Annotated in this window: 21 protein-coding genes and 1 tRNA gene; 16 read left to right on the top strand and 6 right to left on the bottom strand. The window is 59.9% G+C overall.

Annotation, left to right across the window (positions count from 1 at the left end; all coding sequences use genetic code 11):
- The first annotated feature begins 1 nt into the window (after position 1).
- Together recJ and ASO19_RS07595 are read left to right on the top strand one after the other, a co-directional pair.
- Positions 2–1,828: a single-stranded-DNA-specific exonuclease RecJ gene (recJ, locus tag ASO19_RS07600; protein ID WP_103765736.1), complete on the top strand. Its 1,827-nt coding sequence runs from the start codon at positions 2–4 to the stop codon at positions 1,826–1,828.
- A 41-nt stretch (positions 1,829–1,869) separates the two neighbouring features.
- A tRNA-Glu gene (locus ASO19_RS07595) sits at positions 1,870–1,945 on the top strand.
- Positions 1,946–2,110: 165 nt separating this feature from the next.
- Here ASO19_RS07595 and ASO19_RS07590 read toward each other — a convergent pair.
- On the bottom strand, positions 2,111–3,106 hold the full coding sequence (locus ASO19_RS07590; RefSeq protein ID WP_103765735.1) for a chorismate transformation enzyme, FkbO/Hyg5 family: 996 nt from the start codon (positions 3,104–3,106) through the stop codon (positions 2,111–2,113).
- Positions 3,107–3,204: 98 nt separating this feature from the next.
- Complete coding sequence (locus ASO19_RS07585) at positions 3,205–3,876, bottom strand: COG4648 family protein (RefSeq protein WP_146046933.1); 672 nt, start codon at positions 3,874–3,876, stop codon at positions 3,205–3,207.
- A 15-nt stretch (positions 3,877–3,891) separates the two neighbouring features.
- On the opposite strand from ASO19_RS07585, the gene ASO19_RS07580 reads away from it, so the two are divergent.
- The 9 genes from ASO19_RS07580 to ASO19_RS07540 are packed head-to-tail and all read left to right on the top strand — an operon-like array spanning position 3,892 to position 13,347.
- Positions 3,892–4,176 (top strand): phosphopantetheine-binding protein, encoded by a 285-nt coding sequence (locus tag ASO19_RS07580; RefSeq protein ID WP_043561817.1) that lies wholly within the window; start codon positions 3,892–3,894, stop codon positions 4,174–4,176.
- Positions 4,176–5,816 carry an AMP-binding protein gene (locus tag ASO19_RS07575; protein ID WP_052349227.1) on the top strand — a complete coding sequence of 547 codons (1,641 nt, stop codon included), beginning with the start codon at positions 4,176–4,178 and terminating at the stop codon, positions 5,814–5,816. The genes ASO19_RS07580 and ASO19_RS07575 overlap by 1 nt, the downstream gene beginning before the upstream one ends.
- Positions 5,816–6,727, top strand: coding sequence for an LpxL/LpxP family acyltransferase (locus tag ASO19_RS07570; protein WP_081562526.1), 912 nt, complete (start codon positions 5,816–5,818; stop codon positions 6,725–6,727). The genes ASO19_RS07575 and ASO19_RS07570 overlap by 1 nt, the downstream gene beginning before the upstream one ends.
- Positions 6,728–6,731: 4 nt before the next feature.
- On the top strand, positions 6,732–7,352 hold the full coding sequence (locus ASO19_RS07565) for a LolA-related protein (RefSeq protein WP_103765733.1): 621 nt from the start codon (positions 6,732–6,734) through the stop codon (positions 7,350–7,352).
- Positions 7,349–9,667 (top strand): MMPL family transporter, encoded by a 2,319-nt coding sequence (locus tag ASO19_RS07560; protein ID WP_103765732.1) that lies wholly within the window; start codon positions 7,349–7,351, stop codon positions 9,665–9,667. The genes ASO19_RS07565 and ASO19_RS07560 overlap by 4 nt, the downstream gene beginning before the upstream one ends.
- Positions 9,664–10,869: a beta-ketoacyl-[acyl-carrier-protein] synthase family protein gene (locus ASO19_RS07555; RefSeq protein WP_103765731.1), complete on the top strand. Its 1,206-nt coding sequence runs from the start codon at positions 9,664–9,666 to the stop codon at positions 10,867–10,869. Before ASO19_RS07560 ends, ASO19_RS07555 begins: the two co-directional genes overlap by 4 nt.
- The gene (locus tag ASO19_RS07550; protein ID WP_081562530.1) at positions 10,866–11,663 is read left to right on the top strand and encodes a beta-ketoacyl synthase chain length factor; all 798 of its coding nucleotides are present in this window, start codon (positions 10,866–10,868) and stop codon (positions 11,661–11,663) included. Before ASO19_RS07555 ends, ASO19_RS07550 begins: the two co-directional genes overlap by 4 nt.
- Positions 11,650–12,075 (top strand): hypothetical protein, encoded by a 426-nt coding sequence (locus ASO19_RS07545; protein WP_043561832.1) that lies wholly within the window; start codon positions 11,650–11,652, stop codon positions 12,073–12,075. The genes ASO19_RS07550 and ASO19_RS07545 overlap by 14 nt, the downstream gene beginning before the upstream one ends.
- Positions 12,076–12,081: 6 nt before the next feature.
- Positions 12,082–13,347, top strand: a complete 1,266-nt coding sequence (locus ASO19_RS07540; protein ID WP_043561835.1) for an NAD(P)/FAD-dependent oxidoreductase — start codon at positions 12,082–12,084, stop codon at positions 13,345–13,347.
- Positions 13,348–13,357: 10 nt separating this feature from the next.
- Here the strand turns inward: ASO19_RS07540 and ASO19_RS07535 are convergent, their stop codons facing one another.
- Entirely contained in the window at positions 13,358–14,254 is an 897-nt protein-coding gene (locus ASO19_RS07535; protein ID WP_086431736.1) for a LysR family transcriptional regulator ArgP, read from the bottom strand.
- A 72-nt stretch (positions 14,255–14,326) separates the two neighbouring features.
- Here ASO19_RS07535 and ASO19_RS07530 point away from each other — a divergent pair, with 72 nt between their 5' ends.
- On the top strand, positions 14,327–14,953 hold the full coding sequence (locus ASO19_RS07530; RefSeq protein WP_103765730.1) for a LysE/ArgO family amino acid transporter: 627 nt from the start codon (positions 14,327–14,329) through the stop codon (positions 14,951–14,953).
- Between the two features lie 84 nt (positions 14,954–15,037).
- Here the strand turns inward: ASO19_RS07530 and ASO19_RS07525 are convergent, their stop codons facing one another.
- Both ASO19_RS07525 and ASO19_RS07520 read right to left on the bottom strand, forming a co-directional pair.
- Positions 15,038–18,628, bottom strand: coding sequence for an autotransporter outer membrane beta-barrel domain-containing protein (locus ASO19_RS07525; protein ID WP_181005235.1), 3,591 nt, complete (start codon positions 18,626–18,628; stop codon positions 15,038–15,040).
- Between the two features lie 297 nt (positions 18,629–18,925).
- Positions 18,926–19,381, bottom strand: a complete 456-nt coding sequence (locus ASO19_RS07520; RefSeq protein WP_043561842.1) for an RrF2 family transcriptional regulator — start codon at positions 19,379–19,381, stop codon at positions 18,926–18,928.
- 187 nt (positions 19,382–19,568) lie between these two features.
- On the opposite strand from ASO19_RS07520, the gene cysK reads away from it, so the two are divergent.
- Positions 19,569–20,570 carry a cysteine synthase A gene (cysK, locus tag ASO19_RS07515; protein WP_043561845.1) on the top strand — a complete coding sequence of 334 codons (1,002 nt, stop codon included), beginning with the start codon at positions 19,569–19,571 and terminating at the stop codon, positions 20,568–20,570.
- Between the two features lie 136 nt (positions 20,571–20,706).
- On the opposite strand, the gene ASO19_RS07510 is transcribed toward cysK, so the two are convergent.
- Positions 20,707–21,477, bottom strand: a complete 771-nt coding sequence (locus tag ASO19_RS07510; protein ID WP_043561847.1) for an SDR family NAD(P)-dependent oxidoreductase — start codon at positions 21,475–21,477, stop codon at positions 20,707–20,709.
- 485 nt (positions 21,478–21,962) lie between these two features.
- On the opposite strand from ASO19_RS07510, the gene tauD reads away from it, so the two are divergent.
- From tauD to ASO19_RS07495, 3 genes are all read left to right on the top strand, one after another.
- A complete protein-coding gene (gene tauD, locus ASO19_RS07505) occupies positions 21,963–22,862 on the top strand; it encodes a taurine dioxygenase (protein ID WP_103765728.1) in 900 nt (299 codons plus the stop codon).
- A gap of 8 nt (positions 22,863–22,870) precedes the next feature.
- Complete coding sequence (locus ASO19_RS07500; protein ID WP_086431680.1) at positions 22,871–24,226, top strand: amino acid permease; 1,356 nt, start codon at positions 22,871–22,873, stop codon at positions 24,224–24,226.
- Positions 24,227–24,308: 82 nt separating this feature from the next.
- Positions 24,309–24,555: hypothetical protein (locus tag ASO19_RS07495; RefSeq protein ID WP_146046932.1), on the top strand; the 247-nt coding region annotated here is incomplete at its 3' end.

Here is a 24,555-nt window from a genome sequence, read left to right as displayed (position 1 = left end):
TATGCTCCAGACGACGTCCCAGCCAGAACCTGATACCCGGGTCACTCCCGCCCTTGTCCTGAATGTCCAGCGCAGTGCGGGGCTGCGCCGCTGGGTCTGGCGGCATCCTGTCCTGGCTGAAACGGACAACCGGCTTGCGCTGGCCCTCGCCCAGAAGATGGACATCTCCGAACTGGCTGCCCGCATTCTGGCCGGGCGGGGCATTTCGGCTGGAATGGTGGAATCCTATCTGCGGCCCCGCCTGCGTGATGCCTTGCCCAACCCCTCCATCCTGCGGGACATGGATGCCACAGCCCTGCGGCTGGCAGCTGCCGTACAGGCTCGGGCAACCATAGGCATTCTGGGCGATTATGACGTGGATGGGGCCTGTGGTACGGCGCTGCTCAGCTCCACACTCACGGCTCTGGGCTGCCATGTCGTCACCCATATCCCCGACCGGCTGGCTGAAGGGTATGGCCCCAATATTCCGGCGCTGCAATCCCTGCTGGATCAAGGCGCCAGCCTGCTTGTCTGCGTGGACTGCGGCACAGCGGCCATTGATGTTCTGGACCATTTTGAAGGGCAGGCCGACCGGATCGTTCTGGATCATCACAAACCGGATGGACGGCGCCTGCCCAAAGGGCTGGTCGTGAATCCGAACCGGCTGGACTGCGAGTCCGGTCTGGGCCATCTCTGCGCCACGGCCGTTGCCTTCCTGACAGTCGTGGCCCTCCAGCGCACCCTGCGCCAGCAGGGATGGTTTGAAACCCATCACGCCCCAGACCCCATGGCCCTGCTGGACCTCACTGCTCTGGCCACCATCTGCGATGTCATGCCGTTGCAGGGCCTCAACCGTGCTCTTGTGGCACAGGGGCTGAAGGTCATGAACCGCCGTGAACGGATCGGGCTGGCCGCCCTGGCCAATGTGGCCGGGGTCAAGGCCAATGCCAGCGCCATGAGCTGCGGCTTCGCCCTTGGGCCGCGCCTCAATGCTGGTGGACGCATTGCCAGGGCTGACCAGGGCCTGCGGCTGCTCCTCAGCCAGTCCGAGCATGAAGCACAGGCCATTGCTGAAGAACTGGATGACATCAACCGCAAACGCCAGACCGTGGAAAGCCACATTCTGGATGCCGCTGTCGAGCAGGCCCGGGAACAGGTTGAGGCCGGTCATGCGGTCATTTTCCTGCATGGTGATGACTGGCACCCCGGTGTGGTTGGCATCGTGGCCGGGCGGCTGAAGGAACGATTCAACCGTCCTGCTCTGGTCGGTGCCCTGAAGGATGGTGTGGTGAAAGGCTCTGCCCGTTCCGTCACGGGTCTGGATATCGGGGCAGCCATCATCCAGGCCCATCAGTCCGGCCTGCTCCTGACGGGGGGAGGACACGCCATGGCGGCAGGATTCTCCGTAAAAGAAGAAAACTGCGCCGCCCTCCATGCCCGACTGGATGAAGCCCTTGATGAGGCCCGTCACCTCCCCCCCCAGGATGACCTGCTGCTGGATGGTGTCGTCACCATCAGGGGGGCTACCCCCACACTGGCCCAACAGATCGCCCTGCTGGCCCCCTTTGGGCCGGGCAATGAGGAACCCCTGCTGGCCATACGGGATGTCCGCTGCGTGAAGGCCGATCGGATCGGGCAGGATGGCAACACACTGCGTGTCATTCTTCAGGATGCTGATGGCTACAGCCGGATCAAGGGGCTGGTCTTTCGGGCTGGGGACAAACACTTCACCGATCTTCTGGAAGATCGCAGCCGCCCCCTGCTGCATGTAGCCGGGCAGCTGCGTCTGGAAACATGGCAGGAGCGGGAAAATCTTACTTTTTTCATTTTTGATGCCGCACGGGCTTGACGCCACCCCCGTTCCTGCCTATTAACCGCCTCACGCCTTTAGTCCCGTTCGTCTAGAGGCCTAGGACACCGCCCTTTCACGGCGGCAACACGGGTTCGAATCCCGTACGGGACGCCACATCTTCTTCCACATGAGAAGAGAACAATGTGGCCTTTCATGGGCTATCTCCCATAAATAACGGATTACGTTGCCGGGGGCCAAGCTCTCCGGCCCAGTTGAGCCGCCATGAGGCGGGGACACCCTCCCATCAGCCCTTGTGCCGATACGGATCAGCCGTCCCTCTCACCCCAGAAACACCCCCTCGACCTCCAGCAACAGCTCTGCCCGGCAGATGTCGGCAATGAAGAGAGGGGACTGCTCCAGCGGGCACTGGAAGGCCCGTGAAATACCCTCCCGCACGACCGCTGCATCTTCAGGATGACGGACATAGAGCTTCATGCTCTCAAAGCGCCCTGCTTCAAGACGGGGAAAACGTTTCCGGGCCGCATCAAGCAATGAATTGATTGTTTCAATCGTGACAGAGAGCTGCTCCTCCACCGTCGTCCCGACGGATTCATGTCCCCGGATGCTCGCCGTGCCGGAGAGATACAGAGCTGTCCGATCTGGTCCTTCCATGACGGTGGCACGGGCAAAGGACGGTGAACGCCGCCCATAACGGGGCGGGTAATGATAGGCAGGAAGCTGGCTGGGATTCTCCAGATTGACACCACCCACATGACGATGGGCGATCAGGAAGACAGCCACACCACCGGAAGAGAGGCCAATGCCCGTGGCCGCAGGCAGCTCACCCAAACCGATGCTCATGGCTTCAAACGCCTGGGAACGACCACTACAGAAATCCCGATACCGTTCCTCACCCCGGGCATTGTCCTGATTGATGGCCCCCAGATAATTCCACATCCGATAGATGTGGCCAAAACCCTTGCCCCGCGCCAGGCCAATCAGCCGTTCGTAACTGGTCTGCACCGCCTCGCAGAGCTCCGGCTGGTCTTCCACCCAGAAGGCAGCGAAAAGCAGATCACCTTCTGCACTCCAGCCGATCCCCTGTTCCAGCCCTGTCTGCCGGCCTCTGGCAGCCTGTTCGTGCCGGGTCTCACCCGATAGGGATGCTGGACACCACTGTTCGCAGGTCGCCGGCAAAGGCCCGGGCAATGTCATGTGGACACGACCATTCCGCACATCCAGCCCACCACTGGCCCCTCCATAGCAGATCGTGGCCAAGGGGGATGGCCCCGCTCTCTCTGGTTCAGAATGATAGACTGGCAGCAATACCATCATGTTTCAGGCCATCCCCTGCAAATTCACCCATCTGCCCGTGTCTTAAGCGAAAGCCCAGCCAGATGACAGGCCTTAATGGCCAGCCAGAAACCTGCCATTCATTTCAGGTCGTTCCGCATGAAAACGGCACGGCCAGCCATGAAATTCTGCTTCAGGGTGGAATGGTCATAATGCCGGATGACGAGATGGCGGATGATCATCTCCACAGCAAAGAAAACGACCGCCGCAAGGCCTGTTCCTCCCTCAAGAGGCCAACGCCATGCCCTCTCATGTGGTGCCCAGAACCACAACATGAGAGGGGCCAGTAGGGCAAGAATGAAAAAAATGCTCCATGCCCATGTCACACCCACCGTATAACGCTGCACATCCGCCCGCAGGGGAGTCCCATGCACGGCCCCGGCCAGCCGGGTCACCAACGGGACCTGCCCCCGCCTGAGAGAGCGGACAAACAGCCACAGCATCCCCCACAACATCAACCCGTAAATGGCCAGCTGGTCACACACTCTGGACAGGGCCGGAGCATACCACCCCAGTACCCCTACAACAGGTACGAGCACGAACCAGCCCGGATGCCGTCCGGACAGCAGAGCGGCCAGCTGCATCATCAGGCCAAGACAGACACAGCCTGCGGACCAGCCAGCACTTTCCGGCACCAGACTGACCAGCCCAACACCCCCGAGCAGCAGGACCAGCCGCCATGACCGGGTTGCCCACCTCTTGCTGAAGGATAAACCCGATGCTAAACTGTGATAGACCTTCCCTATCATCAATGGATTAACCTCTTAGTGACGACAGTTTCCGCTTCTCACGATCAGACGCCTCTGGAACGTGAATTGGCTGCCCATTTGACAGAGGCCGTCCAGCTGGACATGGATCCCCTGGATATTGATCCCGAAATGCCCCTCTTTGGTGAAGGGCTGGGGCTGGATTCCATCGATGTGCTGGAAATAGCCCTCATGGTCAACACACAATACGGGATCAAGCTGGAATCACATGATGATGACAACCGCAAGATCTTTCACTCCCTCCGTTCTCTTGCACACCATATCAGCACACACCGTCCGGGCTGATGCCTGCCCTGCCTGATCTGTCCCTCATCACGACGCCGGGCCGCCCCGTCTTCCATACGGCTGCGGGGCCTCTGTGCGGCACGCAGCTTCTGTCCCATGCCTGGGCACTGGCCGAGCGGCTGCCAGAGCGCCCCATCATCAACCTGCACACCAATCTGGTCCAGTTCACGCTCGTCTTTCTGGCCGCCATGATGAAGGGGCAGTATTGCCTGCTCTCCAGCAATCATGCCGTTTCCCAGCTCATGGCCCTGCAACAGGCCCATGGAGCCCTCTGCACGGGGCCGTCCCTGCCTGAATCCCTGGCCAGCCTGACCCTGCCCCCCCTTGCCGAACTGACATCATCCCGTCAGGACAACATCCAGCTGCCTGCCGGGCACGAAGCAGCGCATGTCTTTACATCCGGCAGTACCGGGCAGGCCAAAGTCCATAAAAAACGCTGGGGAGAACTGGTTGCCCGCAGCCATGCTGCCCTGCCCCTTCTGGCACCGTCCCGTCCAGACGGGACAACCCTGCTGGGTACCGTACCCCCCTACCACATGTACGGTTTTGAGACACTCATCCTGCAAAGCCTGCATACACCAACCGCCACAGCCAGCGGCCCCTGCTTCTTCCCCGGGGATGTGGAAAAGCTGCTGGACAGCACGCCATCTCCCCACACGCTCATCACCACCCCCATCCATCTGCGCTCTCTCACGACGGCCAGAGCCAGACTGCCTGGGCTGGAACGCATCATCTCGGCATCTGCTCCACTCCCCCGGGAACTGGCTCTGGAGGCTGAAGAACGCTTCCATGCGCCGGTCATGGAAATTTATGGTGCCACCGAGACTGGTTCCATCGCCAGCCGCCGGACTGTCAGCCCCGATCCGTGGCAGCTCTATGACGGGCTGACCCTGACAGCCGACCCGACTGATGACCAGACCCATATCTGCATGGCTCCCCATGCCACGCCACATCCTCTGAATGATGTCATCACCATGCAGGGGGACCGCCATTTCCATCTGGTCGACCGCAAGGGGGACCTGCTCAAGATCGCTGGCAAACGAACCTCCTACGGAGCACTCAACAAGGCCCTGCTCCAGACGGATGGCCTCCTGGACGGCTGCTTTGCTCCCCTGTTCAGCGAGGAAGACCTGAAGGAAGACCAGCCCGAACCGACACGCCTGCAGGCCTTCATCGTTGCGGGAACCGAGGTGACCACCACAGCCATCATGCGGGCCCTCCGCCAGCATGTGGACCCGGTCTTCATGCCACGACGGCTTGTCCGCCTCTCCCGCCTGCCCCGCAACCCTGTCGGCAAACTGACACGGCAGGCACTGGAAGGTCTCATCCGGGACCATGCGGAGAAACGGGCCCATCCACCTTTTTCCATCCCGGCCAGCCATCCGGCCCTGCCCGGCCATTTTCCCGGTAACCCCACCGTACCGGGCATTACCCTGCTGGAACGGATATTCACCCTGCTGGAGCTGGACGTCCGTACGATCAGCACCGTGAAATTTCTCTCCGTCGTCCGGCCGGGCGACCCCATGCAGCTGCTTTCCAGCGCTCTGGGCAATGGACAGATACGCTTCACCCTCCATCACCTTTCCGGCCCCCTGAAAGGAACCGTCATTCTCCGGGGGCAGGCCGGGAGCCAGCCCTGATGCAGCGCAACACATGGCTCCGCCCGGAGAAAGGCAACAGCCTGACCATCCGGCTGCTGATATGGGTTGCCCTGAATCTGGGATACCGGGTCACCGCCCTGCTACGCTGGCCAGCCACACTCTATTATGCAGCTGTCTATTCCTCGGTCCGCCGGGCCTCGTGGCAGTACCTGTCCCACCTGCACCGTGCCGGCGCACTGCGCCGTCCTCACTGGGGCATGGTGCTGCGCCATATCCACGCTTACAGCACCAATACTCTGGACCGCATATACCTGCTCAGTGGCCGCTTCCCACGGGAAAACATCCACATCACCGGGCAGGACATCCTCCATGAAGCCCTGCACCAGAACAGGGGATGCATCATCATGGGGGCGCATATCGGATCATTCGATGCCCTGCGCCAATGCGGCCTGAATGCCTCTGTTCCGTTCCGCATGCTGATGTATCGCCGCTTCATCGGGGCCACATCCCGTTTCATTGAGGCCCTGGCACCGGGCTTCAATGCCGACATCATCGAGCTGGGGCAGCCAGACAGCATGCTGGCAACCCTCAAGGCCCTGCGGAACGGTGAATTCATCGGAATTCTGGCAGACAGGGCCCATGATGGTGGCCGCTCCATACCCATCCGCTTTCTGGGCGAGGAAGCTCCCATTCCCGCAGGTCCATTCCATCTGGCCAGACTGACCGGCGCACCGGTTGTGCTCGTCTCCGCCATAAGGCAAAAAAATGGCACCTACCATATTGCCTGCACAGGTCTGGCTGATACTCTTCTCCCGGAAACAGAGCCAGCCCCCGCACGGGAGGCGCTGCTCTCCCCCATGCAGGCTTATGTCCGCTGGATGGAAGAACTGTGCCAGCGCCATCCCTACGCATGGTTCAATTTCTTTGATTTCTGGGAAAAAGGCCTCTGACATTATGAAATGCCTGCCCCTCTTCCTCCTTGTGCTGCCCCTCTTCTGGCGGGAGGCACAGGCAGACACTGCGGCCATGTCGCCTCCTGCCAGTGCCATCACCTCGCCCACCGCAGAGGAGGAGGCTCTGGCTGTCAACATCCTGCACCACATTGGTCTGGTCTCGCAGAGGGAAAACCACTTCACGGAGACACGCCAGCTGCACGCTCTCAAAGTGCCACTTCATAGCGAGGGAACACTCCGTTTCATTCCCCCCGATCGGGTGGAAAAACTCACCCTCACCCCTGTGCAGGACAGTTTCATCATGCAGGGGGACACGGCATGGCTCCGCCATGGCCAGACCCCCGCGCGGGCCGTACCACTACACATGAGCCCGGCGCTGCAGGTCATGGCCGCCACAATCCGGGGGCCGTTGCAGGGAGATGTCGCACTGCTCCAGCAGTATTACACGCTCTCCGCCACGGGTGACATGGGACGCTGGACCCTGACAATGACACCCCGCACACACGACACCGGCCAGATCGTCCGGCTCGTCCAGATACAGGGCCGCAACAACTCGCTGGACAGCCTTCATCTTGTCCTGGCCAATGGCGATGTGACCGATACAGCCATCACCTCACCATGAAACGCCGTCTCCCCCTTCTGCTGGCCCTGCTCGGTGCCATCATGGTGGCGGCGGCAACATTCTCTGCCATCCCCCTCCGCATGGGGATGCAGGCCTTCCTGCCCCGCCCCCATGACGCAGCGTCCCAGTTCCTGCTGGATGAGCTGAACCACGGGCCTACCCAGTCCATCATGATCGCCTCCATCAGGGGCAACGATACGGCCAGCCTGCTCCAGACCGGGCACAGATTCCATGAGGCTCTGGCCGCAACGGGGCAGTTCAGCCTCATTCTGGATGGCCCGGCCTCCCTCTCATGGCAGAAGGACCAGCCGCTTTTTTTCGCCCACCGTTATGGACTGGCCCCTCATGACCGGACACGCCTTTTCTCCCCGGACGCCCTGAAAGCCGATACTGCCCGGCTTTATGACCTCCTCCAGTCCATGGCGGCTCCGCTGGTGGAGGATATCGGACTGAAAGACCCGACCGGCGCCTATGCCGACTATCTGGCCAGTCTGGAAAGCAGCACACCCCCCGCCAGCCTGGATGGCCTCTGGCTGACAGCAGACCACCATGCCACGCTCATGCTGCTCCAGCTTCGCCAGCCGACACTCGACCCCGCACAGCTGAAACACCTGCACCAGGCCATCCGGCAGGCTTTCGAGAACAGCAGGCCACCCCATGGCGGGGACTGCCAGCTGCTTCTGACAGGCTCCCCGGCTTTCTCCTTCATCGCCGCCCAGTCCCTCCGCCAGGACATGGACCGCCTCGCCCTTCTCTCCCTTCTCGTTGTGGTCGGCATCCTTTACTGGCGCTTCCGCTCTCTCTGGGTGCTGGCCACACTGGGCGTACCTTTCCTGCTCTCACTGTCCCTCTCCATGCTGGTAGTCCAGCTCTGTTTCGGCTGGGTTCATGGCATTGCAGTCGGCTTCGGCATGACCATGCTGGGTGTGTCGCTGGACTACCCTGTCCTTCTGCTGGGGCACCGGGACAGGGGGGAAGCCATTCCTGTCGTTCTGGGCCGCATTGGCACCAGCCTGAAACTGGCCACCCTCACGGCCATTGTCGGGCTGCTGAGCATGATCTTCTGTGGTCTGCCCGGCCTCATGGAACTTGGCCTTTTCTCCGCCACCGGGATTCTGACTGCCGCCTGCATCACCATCTGGCTTCTGCCCCATCTGGTCACACAGGCTGACCTGGCCGCCCATCATCAGGGTGTATCCCCCTCGCTGCTGCGCTGGGAGGCACTCCGCCGTTACCGTGTGCTCTGCCTTATGGTAGCACCTCCCGCCATGGCCGTGCTTCTGCTCCATCCCTTCAGGATCGAAAGACAGGGGGAAATCCTCAACCCCATCCCACCAGCCCTGCTGGAAGTGGACCATCAGCTGCACGAGCAGCTCGGCTCCCCCCAACCTGGTCTGATTGCCGTTGTCCACGCCCCGGACAGTGAACACATCCTGCAACAGGAGGAAGAGCTGCTCGGCCACCTGCCCGCCAGCCAGGACATGGACGATGCGGCCCGCCTGCTGCCCAGCAGAGCCCGCCAGCAGCAGCGGCTGGCCACCCTGCCCGCAGCGGACAGCATCCGGGCCAACCTCCAGACAGCCCTTCAGGCCTCCCCCTTCCAGCCCGAGGCTTTTGCCAACCTGCCAGAGGATGTGGAACAGGCCCGCCATCTACCACCTCTCGGGCTGGACGACATCGCCCATACAGCCGTGGGCCACCGCATCGATCTGCTGCTCATGGCCCGGCATGGTCTGTGGTATGGCCTCATCCTGCCCCGCTCACCTGCGGCATCTGCCTCTCTCGAGCGGCTTCACCAGCAAAAGCCTGACCTGCTGCTCGTCAACATGAAAACAGCCGTGGGAGACCTGCTGCGCCCCTATGTCCGAAAAGCGGCTTTCTGGCTGGCCACAGGGATTGCCGTTGCCCTGCTTACGCTGCTCGTCTGCCAACGCAGCCCGGCCTGCACGGGGCGTCTTGCCCTCACCCTTGGCCTGACAGGCCTGAGCGTGCTGGCCCTGCTGCGCCTTCACGGCCCTGTCTTTTCCATCATCCATATCGTGGCACTGGCCTTCGTGCTGGGTGTTGGCATAGATTACGCCCTCTTTTTCGGCCGCCCCCAGCTTGATGCCGCTGAGCGGACCCGGACACTCCGCACCCTGCTGACCTGCAACATGATGACCGTTCTCTCCTTTGCCATTCTGGCAAGCTGTCAAACCCCTCTCCTGCGGGAGCTGGGTCTCACCATTTCTTCTGGAGCCTTGTTCGCCATGATCTTCAGCTTCCTGCTGATGGGCACCATCCCAACCTCCTCCCAGCAGGGAAACCACGCATGACCGCATTGATCATCACGGCCGGAACAGCCATCAGCGCCATGGGGCGAGGCATGGAAGCCACCCGGACCTGTCTGCTGGAACAGCGCCAGACCCTCCAGCCTGACACGTTCCAGTCTCCGGGGCATGGCTATATCGGGCGCGTTGCCGGTGTGGAAGACCATCAGCTGCCAGGAGCCCTGCACCGGTTTGACTGCCGCAACAACAGGCTGGCCGACATGGCCCTGATGACCGATGATTTCATGGAGGCTGTCGCCGATGCCCGGGCCCATTATGGCCGCCATCGCCTTGCCGTTGTCATGGGCACCAGCACATCCGGCATCCTGACAACGGAAAAAGCCTATGCTGCCCGCAAAGACCGGGATGAAGCCCTGCCGCCGGATTTCCCCTATGACGGCACGCAGGACCTCTCCTCCCTGCCACGCTATGTGGCAGCCCGGCTGGATGTCACCGGGCCGATGCTGACAGTCTCCAACGCCTGCGCCTCCTCTACCCGTGCTTTCATTGATGCCGCCCACCTTCTGGCTACCGGTCTCTGCGATGCGGCCATTGTCGGCGGGGCGGACAGCCTCTGCCGCATGACACTCCAGGGCTTTGCCTCTCTCGGGCTGGTCTCGGCCCATCCCACCCGCCCCTGCGATGCCGGGCGCAGCGGTATTTCCATCGGCGAAGCCGCAGGCTTTGCCCTGCTGGAACGGGCCGATGGCCGGCCACGCCCTGCCCGGCCAGCCGGTTACCGTCTCCGCCTTCTGGGATATGGAGCCAGCAGTGATGGCCACCACATGTCCTCACCCGACCCGACAGGCAGCGGCGCCGCTCTCGCCATACAGAAAGCCCTGGCCCGGGCCAGCCTGCCACCAGAGGCCATAGGGTACATCAACATGCATGGCACGGGGACACCGGCCAATGACCAGATGGAAGACAGGGCCATGGCTTCCATCTTCGGCCGGGCCGTTCCCTGTTCTTCCACCAAAGGCTGGTCCGGGCACACATTGGGAGCTTCCGGAATTCTGGAGAGCATGATCTGTGCCATAGCCATACAGGACCAGTATCTACCACATTGCATGAACAGTCAGACGGTTGATCCTCTCTTCCAGAGTGATATTCTCCTTGCACCCCGCCACGGCAAGCTGAACTTCGTCATGAACAATTCTTTTGGTTTTGGTGGCACGAACAGCAGTCTCATCTTCGGACCACTGACATGATCATTTCCATCGCAGGTATCGGATGCTGGGGGGACGGCCTGCATGGTTGGGCGGAAGCGAAACCTGTCCTGCGAGGGGACACCCCCCATGACAGAACCAGCCTGACACTGCCCCCACCCACCAGTCTGCCCGCCAATGAGCGCCGGAGAGCCAGCCAGGTCATCCGGCTGGCCATGCTCTGTGCCGAGGAAGCCTGCCAGCAGGCTGGGTGCCATGCCGGGGACCTGCCTGCCATCTTTGCCAGCTCCAACGGCGATGGTTTCATCATCAACCGTATTCTGGAGTCCCTCGCCAGCCCGGCAGGAGCTGTCTCACCCTCTCTTTTTCACAACTCCGTCCATAATGCGCCTGCCGGATACTGGATGATAAGCCACAAGAGCCACCAGCCTGCCGTCTCACTGGGGCTGCATGACGAAACCCTGCCCGCCGCCCTGCTGAAAGCGGCTGCCGAAGCCCATGCAGAGGAAAAGCCCGTTCTCTTCTGCCTGTATGATGCGCCCATTCCCGGGTCACTCGGCACGGTCAGGCGGACCAGGGGCTCCTTTGGCTGTGCTCTCATCCTGACACCAGGCCGGGACACGTCACTCCAGCTTGCACTGTCCCTGAAAAATGGCAGGGATGTGCGTGACCCTTTTTCCTCCCTGCCTGAAAGCCTGGCAGACATGGCCCGCCACAATCCTGCGGGCCAGATACTGCCCCTGCTGCAGGCCATTGCCTGCGGGCAGGATCAGTCCATTTCCCTGCCCTACGGGGCCAACCATATGACAATTGCGCTGACCCATGCTCAACCGTGATGCCATCCTCCGCCATATCCCCCACCAGGGAGCCAGCTGCCTGCTGGATGCTGCGAACCATTGGGATGAAACACAGCTTGAGGCCACGACCCACCTCCATAACGACCCGGCCAACCCCTACCGGGTGGCGGGCCAGCTGCCCCCCGTCACCGGCGTGGAAATGGCCATGCAGGCGGCTGCCCTGCATGGCGCGCTGACAGCCCATGAGGCACGGCAGGGGTGGCTGACCAGTATCCGGGATGTCCAGATCCACTGTGACCGGCTGGACAATCCCGACTGGCCGCACCTCATCATCACCGTCATCCAGAAGCACCAGGCCCATGGCGGCATGATCTACGATTTCACCCTGCGGACCCCCTCTGCCAGACTGCTGATGGCCGGAACGGGTACCGTCATGCTCCCAACGGAATAAACCACCATGACCCAGTCCCCTCTCCCCTGTGATGTCCTGATCATCGGCGGTGGCCCCGCTGGCAGCACGGCTGCCACCGTTCTGGCCCGACGCGGGCTGGATGTCATCATGCTGGAAAAAGACCAGCATCCCCGCTTCCACATCGGTGAATCCCTGCTGGCCTGCAACCTGCCCATACTGGAGACGCTCGGTGTGCTGGACGATGTCGCAGCCATGGGGGTCTACAAACCCGGAGCCGAATTCGTGACAGATACCGGGGAAGGACGGCTTTCATTCCCCTTCCGTTACGCCATCGACCCGCAGGCAGATCATGCCTATCAGGTTCGCCGGTCAGAATTTGATGAGCTGCTCTTCCGCAATGCCGCCAAAGCAGGCGCAAAGACCTTTGAAAAAACCCGTGTCACGAAGGTCACCTTCCCGACACCGGATGCTCCCCTCGTGGAAGCAAAAACGGATGGAGAAAATCCCCGTTTCTTCACCCCACGATTCATTCTGGATGCGTCCGGCCGGGATACGCTCATGCTCCGCCAGCATGGAAAGAAATACAGCGACCTCCGCAACAACAAGGCCGCCATTTTCAGCCACTTCCGCAATGTCCCCCGGGCAGAAGGCGAAGGAATGGAGGGCTATATTTCCGTCCATCTCGTCAAGGGTGGGTGGTTCTGGATGATTCCCCTGCCGGATGACATCATGAGTGTCGGCTTCGTGGGGGACCATGACAGCTTTAAAAATCACGGTGGCTCGCTGGATACTCTCTTCTGGAAGACCGTACAGTCCAGCCCCAGCGTACGGGAGCGCATGAGCCAAGCGGAAGCACTGGCACCACTCACCACGACCGGCAACTACTCTTACAAAGGGAACAAGGCCTGGGGAGAGCGCTATTTCATCATCGGTGATGCTTTCGGCTTTCTGGACCCCGTTTTCTCATCAGGAATCATGCTGGCCATGCAGGGAGCACTCCGCGGCGCCGATGTTGCCAGCGCCTGGCTGCTTGATCCAGCCCGGGGGCGCAGGGCGGCCCGCAAGGCTGAACGTAAAACAAGACAGGAAATGCGGCTGATCGGCTGGCTCGTCTATCGCATCAACGACCCGCTGCTGCGCTACTTCTTCATGCGGCCAAAGAACAGTCCGCTCCGGATGCGGGATGCCATCATCTCGCTTCTTGCAGGCAACTTCTCGCCCTCATGGCGGATCATGCTCCCCTTCCGGGCCTTCACGGCCATTTTCGCTTTTGCCAAGCGCTTCGGCCGCCAGCAGGGGAAAAACGCCTGATCAGACCGGATCAACCAGTCAACCACTCTGCCGCCACACGCTGCACATTCTGGCTCAGCCGGTTCAATGCCGAACCATAAAGGCGGGGGACTGACCAGAAAAGCGGCATGGAAGGCCGGTGCGCTGGAGGCAGTTCCACCAGGGCACCGCTTCGCAGATGATGTTCCACAAGCGGCAGAGGATGCATGGCCCAACCAAGACCATGAAGGCAGAGGTCCAGAAACGCTGTGGAAGAACGTATCCAGCAGGCGGGGGCACCCAGCGTGACGCCATACACTGCCTCTGCCCACCGGGCCTGAAACATATCCCGCCGATCGAACCGCAGATAGGGAGCCTTCTGCACGGTTTCGGCCGTCACACCCTGAGAAAAATGCACCCCCATGAAGGACGGGCTGGCGCAGGCCACATAAACCATACGCCCCAGCGAGACCGTTCTGCACCACGGGAGCGGATCGGACGATGCCGTCACAGCAGCCATGACATCCCCGGACCGCAGACGCTCCGCCGTACAGCTCTCATCATCAATGGAAATATCCAGTGTTATGGCAGGGTCCTGCCGGGCAAAGGCCATCATGGCATGAGAAAACCACGTCGTGATGCTGTCTGCGTTGACAGCAAGTTTCACCGTAGCCGGAAGTGTGGCCCCTCTGTCCTGCCAGGCCAGCCGGGCGGCCAGATCACTCTCCAGCACCCTGACACAGTCGAAATGACGGCAGAGCATTGTCCCGAGTTCTGTCAGCCGACATGGCTGCCCACGAATGACCAGAACACCCCCCAGACGTTCCTCAAACCCGCGGACACGCTGTGAAACGGCAGACGGTGTCAGCCCGAGTACAGCGGCTGCCCTCTCGAAACTACCTTCCCGCACGACAGCACTAACAGCTGTCAGGGCAGCGTAATCGAACATGATGAAGTTTTCCTTCATTCAATGAAATAAAATAAGCTGTTCTGTATATACCCTGCCTGTCATAGACGGGCCATGCACACGATCATCACCCCCATCATGACCGGTTTCTGCCTTGGCGCCTCTGCCATCATCGCTGTTGGAGCCCAGAATCTTTTCATTCTGCGACAGGGCCTGAAGCGGGAGCATGTCCTGCCCATCATCCTGCTCTGCGCCAGTGTGGATGCGGTCTTCATCACAGCCTCCGTCCACGGCGTTGGAAAAATTGTCGCCGCCATGCCGTTCTTTACGGACATCCTGACCTATGCTGGCGCTGCTTTCCTCATCTGGCAGGGCCTCTCTGCCTTACGCCACATGACAACCAGCAGCTCTGTCACACTGGAAGACCAGCCTCCGCAGAGCCTGCGCAAAGTCATTGCCATGACCTGCGGCTTCACACTGCTGAATCCTCATCTGTATCTGGATACGGTGCTTCTCATGGGGTCTGTCAGCCTCACCCAGCCTGAAGGCAGCCGCTCATGGTTCGGACTTGGTGCCGTACTGGCCAGTTTTGTCTGGTTCCCCCTGTTGGGTTACGGAGCCAGAGTGCTGCGTCCCTTTTTCAGCAATCCACTCTCATGGCGAATTCTGGATGGGGTAACTGCCGCCATCATGCTCACCCTGGCAGGAACACTGCTCTATCACGCTGGCCTGGCAGGGTAAGCCTGCGCCCCCCCCTGACACGGCAGACACAAAAAAGGCCGCCCATGATGGACGGCCTTTTTCCTGATCCATTCCTGACGCTTGTCAGAACTGCACTTTGACGGACCCTGTAGCACCACTGTCCATGGCATGCTCGCCATACTGCCCCGTGTAGGACAGGTCGAGATCCACAGAATCCGTGACCCGGGCCGCTACACCCGCCTTGATCACAGCAGCATCACGGGACAGCAGCACGCCATTGATATTCATGCCACTGCCATCACCCATGAAACGTTCCGTCCTGCTGGAGCCGAGGCTGCCATAGGCACGGCGGTAAGCCCCCATGGCATGGGCCCGCAGCCACATCTCTCCAATCTGGAAGCTGCGTGCCACACGGAAACCAAAGCTGGTGAAGCCCACGCTACGATCCTTGGACTGACCATACAGGGCAGCCACGCCATGCTCCTGGAAACGGCCTGCGTACTGGTTGACGTAGGACCCCTCGAAGAAAGGTTCAAACTGGAACTTGTCAAAGTCAAACTTGTAGCTCAGCTCCGTAAAGGCACGGGCCGTCCCGTTACGGTAATTGCTGGTCTGCCGGCCACCAAAATCAGCCACCTGCACATGCCGACGCATGTTCATCAGGTTCCAGGTGTAGAAGGCCCCCAGACGCAGATTGAAGCGTCCCCAATGAGACCCGGCATAACTGCCCAGGCTGATGTTGTTGCTGTTACCAGACGAGTTGCTCGTCCCATTGGCATTGAACATGGAATGCCCGTAGGCAATCATGCCACCCACACGCCACCGGTCATCAACTGGTGTATCCACACCCATGACGAATCCGGCTGTCTGATGGTGCAGCAGGCTTGCGTTCCCGCCGCCACCATTATGCCCCAGGCTGCCATAAGCCTGACCCCACATGATGGTGTGGTCGCTGTGGCACTGGGATTCCTTGCGCCGCGTGTAGAAATTGTAATGCCCCTGGGCGGACATTTTTCCATCACCATCACAGCCTGCCTCAACCAGACGGTCCAGCACGGCCTGTTCCAGCAGATAGCTGTCCTGGATCAGGGCAGTCCGGGCAGATGCGTGGATGTCACCAGAGAGATTACCCAGTGCACGACGGGCCTCACCAGCGGAACTGACGCCTGTCATGGCCTGCACCACGCTACTGCCACTGGCCATGCCATCAAGTGCATGGCCAACTTCACGCTCGTTCTGGTTCCCCGCCACGCTGCTGAAGGAGACATTATTACGGGCATAGACCACGTCCACGGCCTGATTCTCGAACGCCAGATAAGGCGACACGAACAGGCCATCTGGCAGATTGCCTGTCAGGGCGTTGTCATGATTGGCACTGACCGTCCCTGTTGCTGTGAGGATACGATAACCATCCCCCGCATAGATACGGTCATTGTCGTTCTTCACAACATTGAGGGTCGCACTGTTCAGCTGGGCATCACCATTCACATGGATCAGGCCACTATTGAGCTGACGGTAGGAGCCTGTCAGCGAACGGCCGGTCGTATCGATCGTACCATTCTGGCGGCTATACCCCTGAACGTTGTTCAGCGTGATGTAGGAGTTGGACGAAACCGGTGTGGAGCTTGCGCCCACGGACAACACAGACTGGTGACCCGCAGTGCCATTCATTGCCAGGGCTGTCCCCTGATGCCCGGCAGCACCGATATTCAGGGTTCCGCTGCTCTGGTTCCAGTTAGCCTCAACGGTACCACCTGCCGCAACTGTCGTGACGGCAGCAGCCCCATTATCTGTTGTGTTACCTGTCAGACGGGCACCATCCTCAACCGTGATCCCGGAAGAAGAAGAATTGTTGCTGTCAGACGCCTGACCATACCCGGAAGCAACGGCCAGCGTCGTGTCCTTGCCCGACACGACCGTCTCACCCTGGTAGCTGTTGTCATGATTGGCCACATACAGCGTACCGCCGCCTGTTGCCGTCAGACCGCCAGTCCCCGTCAACTTGCCTGTCAGATAGGTGCTCTGCTGGTTTGTATCGAATGTCCCATGCCGGACAGCCTCCCCGGAGGGAGTCCCATCGGACAGATAGACATTGGAATCCACATGCAGGTCGCTGCCCTGACGGTTCTGGATGACGCCGTTACCGTACAGGACCACGCCACCATTCTCCTTGGCAGACGTCCCATTCGTCTGGGTGGCATCACTGCTGATACCACTGCTGCCGTTCGTGTCGCCAGCAACCAGAGTACCGGTTGCTGCCCCGGCATTGGACTGATCCTCACCACCAACCCGCAGCTGACCATCGCTCATGATATGAACATTGCCAGCATTGTTGATGGTACCACCAGCAGTCACACCGGCATAATAGCGGGGTGCTGTACCATTGCCCTCACCAATGACCATGCCACCCTGACCAACATTCAGCTGACCACCGGGCTGGGTCACACCACCTTCGGCAGAACCAACAGTCAGAGAGCTGTTAGAGGCCAGGTGCCCGTCCGTGTCCTCGCCACTAACGGCCACGCCATAGGCTGTCACCTCACCACCCTTCTGGATGCTCAGGTGACCGGTCCCCTGCTGGCCAACAACGAGGTTCCCCGTGTCGCCGCTACCCGTCAGGTCCATTCTGGACTGGACATTGCCACTGGCATTCTGCCCGTCACCGACCGTCACATACCCAACGGACCCAGCCTGATTCCCGAGGGTGACATTGCCATCCGTGGTGACCGTACCGCCATTCCGGACATTCAGCGCCCCCTGGCCCTGGTCACCGACAACCATCTGTACGGCCTGGTCCCCATCCTTCTTGGCTGTCAGGGACGAACCGGAGCCATCAACCGTCACGCTACCCTGGGAGCCAGCACTGCCACCGACAACCACATCGCCACCCACAACGGCCTTGCCGCCCTGCGTGACAGACAGGCTGCCCTCGCCATCAGCCCCAACAAACATGCCACCAGCACCAACGGTCAGACCGCTGCCTGCCCCGGTAACAGACACATCACCCTTGCCGGAGGCCTGGTTGCCGATAGCGACAGTCATGGCACCCACCTGGCCACCATTCTGGACAATCAGACGGTTTTCCTGCCTCGTATCGCTGGCACCGTAGCTCTGATCGCCATTGCCAACAATCAGCTGACCATAAGGCTGCATGACCTTGCCATCACTGTCTGTCTGGCCACGCAGCAGCAGGATGCCATCCTTGTCCACTGTCAGCGTACCAGAATCGTTGGCGGCCAGACCAACTATCGTTGCCCCCCCGGAAGTGATGCCACCAACCTTGCCATCACTGCCTGTCAGGGTCAAAGATCCATTACCACGGACAAACGTACGCCCATTATAGACATTCTGCCCCGTGAACGTCACGTTGTTGGGCTGGGTCTGCTGCGTCTGATTGACAGTCTCGCCCGTATTGACATCAACACCACCGGCCTGGTCGATGGCGGCTGTCTGATCAGCACTCCCACGGATGGAACCCGAGAAGGTCTGATCCGTTCCATCTCCTTTGACACGATAGATATCGCTGCCCGTATTGATGACGCTCCCCTGATCGGACAGGTTCGTCACTTCCTTGACGGACGACTCCTGGCCATTGATCGATACCGGCATGGCCGCCGAGACCGCGTCCGCAGCCTGGGCAGGCGTAAAGACAGGCCCGAAAGGCGTTACCTCCACACAGAACAAAGCTGCTGTAAAGAAAAGTTTATTCCGCATGACTTTCCCCGCACCCGTACTCCATTGCAATCCTCTCCTCCCAACAACACCAGAAAACAGCCTGCCCCCGGGAGGGCACAGTCCAATGAGAAGAGCGGCTATGTTCATCGAAAAGTAATATAAAATTAAAATTAATACAAGTTGTTTGTTAAGTTAATAATAACCATAATGAAACCATATTTTCACTCTATTATGACCGAGCGAGCTCGTGATGCCGACATGACAGAACCCCCTCCAGAATCAGCAGAAATGCTGTCCGGACATGGAGAAGCAGCCTCATCAAAAAAGAGAGGGATCTTATATGGTGAAGGAAATGGGCGCCTGTCTGGGCCGCTCCAGCCCTTCACGCTCGGCCTTCTGGAGAAGATCAGCCAAGGTGATCGCTGAAAGCCGATCCTTGATTCCTTCATTCAGATCAGCCCACAATGGTGCAATCACCAAAGACTGGAGGGGACTGCCATCCCGCTCCTGCAAGGCAGCCACCTGGTCCCGCACACCAACAGCACAGACAATCTCGTGCAGGCTGACCACCCGTGGGGACCGTCCCAGCCGGTATCCCCCTTTTGGCCCACGAACACTGTCCAGAAGCTCCGCCCGTGAAAGAGCCTGGAGCACCGGCTCGATTCCACGCCTCAACAGACCGCTGCGCCTGGCTATGTCCGCGCCACTCACGACCCCGGACCGTCCGGCATAAAAGGCCACATCAAGCATGATGGACAGGGCCGTCAGGATACGATCGTTTTTCAGATACATCATTCACTCTTCAGCCATCAAAGCGTCAGCCTCCTTTTAGCCCATCTCGCGTTATAAGAAAGAAAATTATGCGAATGTTTCGCGATCCTTTACCGTTTCTTCTCCAGTCTTTCCAAAGCGACATGACGAATACCGGGCAGACCTGCTAGTCTTGTTCTTACATTCATCATGGCAGGGAGTACCAACGATGACAGAACCTCGCTCATCAGATTTTCCTTTCCCTCTTTCCACGACCCCGTTCGCAGCCCCCCGTGGGCATGTCTATCCTTCTTTCATGGAAGTCGTGGGCGGCACTCCGCTGGTGGCCGTTCCCCGGCTGACAGAAAAGGAAGGGTTGAAAGCCAACCTGCTGCTCAAGCTGGAGTTCTTCAACCCTCTGGCCTCCGTCAAGGACAGGATCGGCGTGGCCATGCTGCGGGAAGCACAGGAAAAGGGACTGATCACACCGGGCAAGTCCGTTCTCGTGGAGCCGACATCCGGCAATACCGGCATCGGCCTCGCTTTTGCGGCAGCCTCCATGGGCTACCGGATGATTGTCACCATGCCGGAAAGCGCCTCGATGGAGCGGCGTAAAATGCTGGCCCTGATGGGAGTGACCCTGGAGCTGACCCCCGCCCCACAGGGCATGAAAGGGGCCATCAGCAAGGCACAGGAGATCCTTGAAAAAACCGAAAATGCCTGGATGCCCAGCCAGTTCACGAATCCAGCCAATCCGAAGGTTCATGCCGAGACAACCGCTGAAGAAATCTGGACAGACACGGCCGGTGCCGTAGATGCCGTCGTGGCAGGTCTGGGTACTGGAGGAACGGCGTCCGGCATTGCCCATGCTCTCAAGCCACGCAAGGAAGGGCTGAAAGTGTTTGGTCTTGAGCCCTCCGAAAGTGCCGTCCTCAATGGTGACGATCCTGGCCCGCATGGCATCCAGGGGCTTGGCCCGGGCTTCAAGCCCGATACGCTGGACATCCGTGCGCTGGACAAGGTCATCCCCGTTACCGAGCATGATGCCCTGACGACAGCCCGCCTCTGCGCCCGCACGGAAGGTCTGCCCATTGGCATTTCCGCTGGGGCAGCCCTGTTTGCCGCCATGGAGCTCGCCAAAAAAGACGAATGGGCTGGCAAGACCATCGTAGCCATCGTGCCTGACTTTGCCGAGCGTTACCTTTCAACGGCTCTGTTCTCCGGCCTTTGAGAGACCTGATCCCGCCTGCCAGACCGTAGGCTACTCTCCGGCTGGCAGACATGTAGCGATGAAAAAAGCCCCCGTTCCTGGCATGGGAACGGAGGCTTTTTTTTAAAGACTCGCGGGCCTGCTCCGGCCCTGCGCCTTACTCGGCGGTATAACCACCGTCGATCACCAGCTCGGTTGCCGTGACGAACTTGGATTCGTCAGAGGCCAGGTACAGAACACCGTAGGCCACGTCTTCCGGCGTGCCCAGATGACCGACCGGATGGATGTCCACCAGATGCTGATAGGCGGCCTTGTCGGTACGGGTCAGCTCATCAACCAGCGGTGTCTGGATATAACCCGGGCAGACGCTGTTGATGCGGATCTTGTACCCGCTGCGGGCACAATGCAGGGCAGCAGACTTGGTGAGCATCTTCACGCCGCCCTTGGAGGACCCATAGGCAGCCAGATTCGGAATACCAACCAGTGCAGAGCTGGAACACATGTTGACGATGGAACCGCCCTCACCACCATTCAGCTCCCGCATGATCTCGACGGCATATTTGGTTCCGAGGAACACACCATCCAGATTGATGGACTGCACACGGCGCCAATCCTCCAGAGACGTGCTCTCGATGGTCCCGTCATAGGCGATGCCAGCGTTGTTGACGACAATGTCCAGACGGCCATCATGTTCCTTGATGGCAGCCATCGTCTTCTTCCACTCGTCTTCCTTGGCCACGTTCAGGGGCAGGAAGCAGGCCTTGCCGCCAGCCTTGCGGATTTCTTCCACAACCTCTTCACCACCCTTCGGGTTGAGGTCAGCCACGATGACCTTGGCACCTTCCTTGGCCAGAACCTTGGCAATCCCCTTGCCAATGCCGCTGCCGGCGCCTGTCACGAGTGCAATCTTTCCAGCAATCCGTCCCATCTGTCATCTCCTCAGATAAAGGTGTCTGTTGTCACGCTACTCTCTTTGCATGAAAGGTCTTTGATTTATATCAAATTAACTACTGCCCTCTGCCACTCCATTACTGTTTCCCGTCATCGACTCCATCATGCTCCGCAGTCTTCAGCGCTTTTTCATTCAGCATCCATTAATGCATATCATCCATGCCCTTACAGCACTCCCACATGACCCGATGGGGAGCCGGTCCCCCATCACATGCCACAATAACCGGGCCATCAATTAATACGAAATAATATAGTTGTTTATAGAGAACTGGAAAAACACGCTACCAGGCCTTTCACCCAGCAGGATCACTTCACAAAAATATATATAAAACAGTGTGTTATGAAAAAATTTACTCAAAATGACATTTTTCACTTTCAAATAAGATGAAATACCCCATTATGACATTCGGATATGTTGTTTTATAAAATGACTATCATAATTCGTTTTATGGAGTTCCTACCATGGCTTCCACCGCTGCTGCTTTCGCTCCGCTACACCATGCCCCGGTCACCCTGAAGGCCATCCCCCTCAGCCCGGCCATCGGCGCCATCGTAGAAGGTGTGGATATTTCACAACCCCTGTCTCCGTCGCAGAAGAACGACATCCACGAGCTGCTTCTGCGCCATCAGGTCCTCTTCTTCCGTAAACAGACCATCACACCCAAACAGCAGCGGGACTTTGCCCGCAACTTTGGCAAGCTGCATCTCCACCCCATATTCCCGACCGTCCCCGACGTGCCGGAAGCCATCGTGCTGGATACCGCCAAGAACGACCTGCGGGACAATGCCCTGTGGCATACGGATGTCACCTTCCAGCAGGAACCGCCAAAAGCTGCCGTGCTGACCAGCCGCCTCCTCCCGGAAACAGGCGGGGGAGATACGATCTGGGCCAGTGGTACCGCTGCCTATGATGCCCTTTCCGACGGCATAAAACAGCGCATCGACACGCTGACAGCCCAGCACGACTTTCTCCGCTCCTTTCCTGTCTCCCGTTATGGCCGCACGGATGAAGAGCGGAAAAAATGGGCTGAAACACGCAACAATTTCCCACCCGTGACCCATCCTGTCGTCCGCCTCCACCCGGAAACGGGAGCAAAGGGGCTGTTTGTCAGTGAAGGCTTCACGACCGAAATCAACGATGTGGACCCCGAAGAAAGCGCTGCCCTGTTGGCTTATCTGACCCGTCATGCCACAAAACCTGAGTTCTCCGTCCGCTGGCGGTGGGAAGAGGGTGACGTTGCCTTCTGGGACAACCGCATCACGCAGCATTATGCCGTGAATGACTATCTCCCCGCCCGGCGGATCATGAACCGCATCACCATCATCGGGGACCGCCCCTATGGCCCCGGTCAGAAAGGATAACGTACCCGATGAGCCAGCCTCCTGCGTCACCGTCATCCTCGTCCGGTGCCCCTGCCGCAAGCCGTTTCAAAGGGCTGCATGTCGCCATGATCTCCATTGGCGGCATCATCGGGGCGGGGCTGTTCGTCGGAACGTCCGCCACCATCGCCGCAGCCGGTCCTGCTGTCCTGCTGTCCTATCTGGCAGCGGGAATCGTCGTCTGGCTGGTGATGCGTCTGCTGGGAGGGCTGGCCATCAACGCACGGGGGCAGGGGTCCTTCATCACCCACATCGCCACCCATAACGGCCCCAGGGCAGCCTTCATTACAGGCTGGAGCTATGCCTTCCTCTGGGCCGTGACGGCCGGAGCACAGGCCGTTGCCGGTGGCATGATCATCGGACGGCTGGCAGGCGTTGCCCCCCTCTGGGGAGCGCTTGTCCTTGTTGCCATTGCCTGGACGATAAACCGTCTCTCCCTGCGCCATTACGGGCAGGCAGAAACAGGTCTCTCCATTTTCAAACTGCTCTTTCTGGGCGGTTTCATCGCCCTCGGCCTGGGCTGGCTGGCTCTCTCCGGTCATCCCTTCGCCATAGCGCTCGACAACATCACCGCACATGGAGGCATCTTCCCCAAAGGAAGCTGGGCTGTCATCGGGGCTGTCCCCATGATCGTGCAGACCTTCACCGGCTGCGAGATTGCCATCATCGCCGCAACGGACAGTGACCGCCCCCTGCGGGCCATTGCCCATACCATGCGGCGCCTCCCTTTGCAGGTCCTGTTCTTCTACGCCGGGTCGGTACTGGTCATCATCTCCCTGTTGCCGTGGAATGGTGTGCATGTAGGGCAGTCCCCCTTCCTGAGCGTGCTGGAATATCTCCGTGTTCCGCTGGCCCGCTACGCCGCCATTGCCGTAACACTGGTCGCTGTCCTCTCCTGCCTCAATTCAGCTGTCTATGTCGTGTCCCGCACCTTGCGGGAACTGGCCGATCTGCGCCTCGCCCCGCAGAAACTGACAGAAGAAACAGACCGGCAGGTCCCCATCTGGTCCCTGCGCCTGACCACCCTGCTGGAGCTGGCTGTCATCGCTGCTGCCATCGGCTCGCCGGAAACACTCTATCCCGTTCTTCTCGGCTCATCAGGCGGGCTGATCCTGTTCATCTATTTCATGATCGCCATCGCCTACTGGCTCTGGGCCCGGCAGTCACAGACAGCCACGGCCCTGCCGCTGGCCAAGGGACTGGCCGTGCTCATCCCCGTTCTTGGAGCCATCCTGCTCATTCTGCCCTCCGCACGCGGGGATGCCCTGCTGTCACTCGCCGTCATTCTGCTTCTGACGCTGACCAGCCTGACTTTCATCACCCGGCGATGTCTGAACAGGGCCTGATACCTCTCTCATAAAACCGGGGTGCCCCAAAGATGGGGCACAACTCCGGCACCTGCCCTTTCACCGTCTCAACGGATCCGTCATGCCATCATATCGCCATCTGTTCTGGATGGGCCTCACCGGCCTGTCCGCACCCTTTGTCGTGCCTGCTTCACTCCTGGCCGCCGGTCTCCATAACAGCCCGGAAACTGACCATCACACCCAGCATCTCACGTCTCGCCATGCAGACGGCAAGACGGGTCGTCTCCGATCATCAGCCCCTCATCCGGGGGGCGCCGCCACAGCTGGGGCCAGCACGAAACGCCATGCCCGCAAGGCCGTTCATGGCG

Source organism: Parasaccharibacter apium (assembly GCF_002917995.1).
GTDB classification, from domain to species: Bacteria; Pseudomonadota; Alphaproteobacteria; order Acetobacterales; family Acetobacteraceae; genus Bombella; species Bombella apis.
The sequence above is the reverse complement of the archived record's forward strand: the minus strand, read 5'-3'. Positions and strand labels throughout refer to the sequence as shown.

Excerpts from the sequence above, each read along its gene's own strand:
- ASO19_RS07560 (WP_103765732.1), top strand. The coding sequence starts at position 7,349 with ATGAAACGCCGTCTCCCCCTTCTGCTGGCCCTGCTCGGTGCCATCATG.
- ASO19_RS07500 (WP_086431680.1), top strand. The coding sequence starts at position 22,871 with ATGAGCCAGCCTCCTGCGTCACCGTCATCCTCGTCCGGTGCCCCTGCC.
- ASO19_RS07545 (WP_043561832.1), top strand. The coding sequence starts at position 11,650 with ATGCTCAACCGTGATGCCATCCTCCGCCATATCCCCCACCAGGGAGCC.
- ASO19_RS07590 (WP_103765735.1), bottom strand. The coding sequence starts at position 3,106 with ATGATGGTATTGCTGCCAGTCTATCATTCTGAACCAGAGAGAGCGGGG.
- ASO19_RS07530 (WP_103765730.1), top strand. The coding sequence starts at position 14,327 with ATGCACACGATCATCACCCCCATCATGACCGGTTTCTGCCTTGGCGCC.
- ASO19_RS07565 (WP_103765733.1), top strand. The coding sequence starts at position 6,732 with ATGAAATGCCTGCCCCTCTTCCTCCTTGTGCTGCCCCTCTTCTGGCGG.
- ASO19_RS07535 (WP_086431736.1), bottom strand. The coding sequence starts at position 14,254 with ATGTTCGATTACGCTGCCCTGACAGCTGTTAGTGCTGTCGTGCGGGAA.
- recJ (WP_103765736.1), top strand. The coding sequence starts at position 2 with ATGCTCCAGACGACGTCCCAGCCAGAACCTGATACCCGGGTCACTCCC.
- cysK (WP_043561845.1), top strand. The coding sequence starts at position 19,569 with ATGACAGAACCTCGCTCATCAGATTTTCCTTTCCCTCTTTCCACGACC.
- tauD (WP_103765728.1), top strand. The coding sequence starts at position 21,963 with ATGGCTTCCACCGCTGCTGCTTTCGCTCCGCTACACCATGCCCCGGTC.
- ASO19_RS07575 (WP_052349227.1), top strand. The coding sequence starts at position 4,176 with ATGCCTGCCCTGCCTGATCTGTCCCTCATCACGACGCCGGGCCGCCCC.
- ASO19_RS07555 (WP_103765731.1), top strand. The coding sequence starts at position 9,664 with ATGACCGCATTGATCATCACGGCCGGAACAGCCATCAGCGCCATGGGG.
- ASO19_RS07525 (WP_181005235.1), bottom strand. The coding sequence starts at position 18,628 with ATGCGGAATAAACTTTTCTTTACAGCAGCTTTGTTCTGTGTGGAGGTA.
- ASO19_RS07520 (WP_043561842.1), bottom strand. The coding sequence starts at position 19,381 with ATGTATCTGAAAAACGATCGTATCCTGACGGCCCTGTCCATCATGCTT.
- ASO19_RS07510 (WP_043561847.1), bottom strand. The coding sequence starts at position 21,477 with ATGGGACGGATTGCTGGAAAGATTGCACTCGTGACAGGCGCCGGCAGC.
- ASO19_RS07550 (WP_081562530.1), top strand. The coding sequence starts at position 10,866 with ATGATCATTTCCATCGCAGGTATCGGATGCTGGGGGGACGGCCTGCAT.
- ASO19_RS07570 (WP_081562526.1), top strand. The coding sequence starts at position 5,816 with ATGCAGCGCAACACATGGCTCCGCCCGGAGAAAGGCAACAGCCTGACC.
- ASO19_RS07540 (WP_043561835.1), top strand. The coding sequence starts at position 12,082 with ATGACCCAGTCCCCTCTCCCCTGTGATGTCCTGATCATCGGCGGTGGC.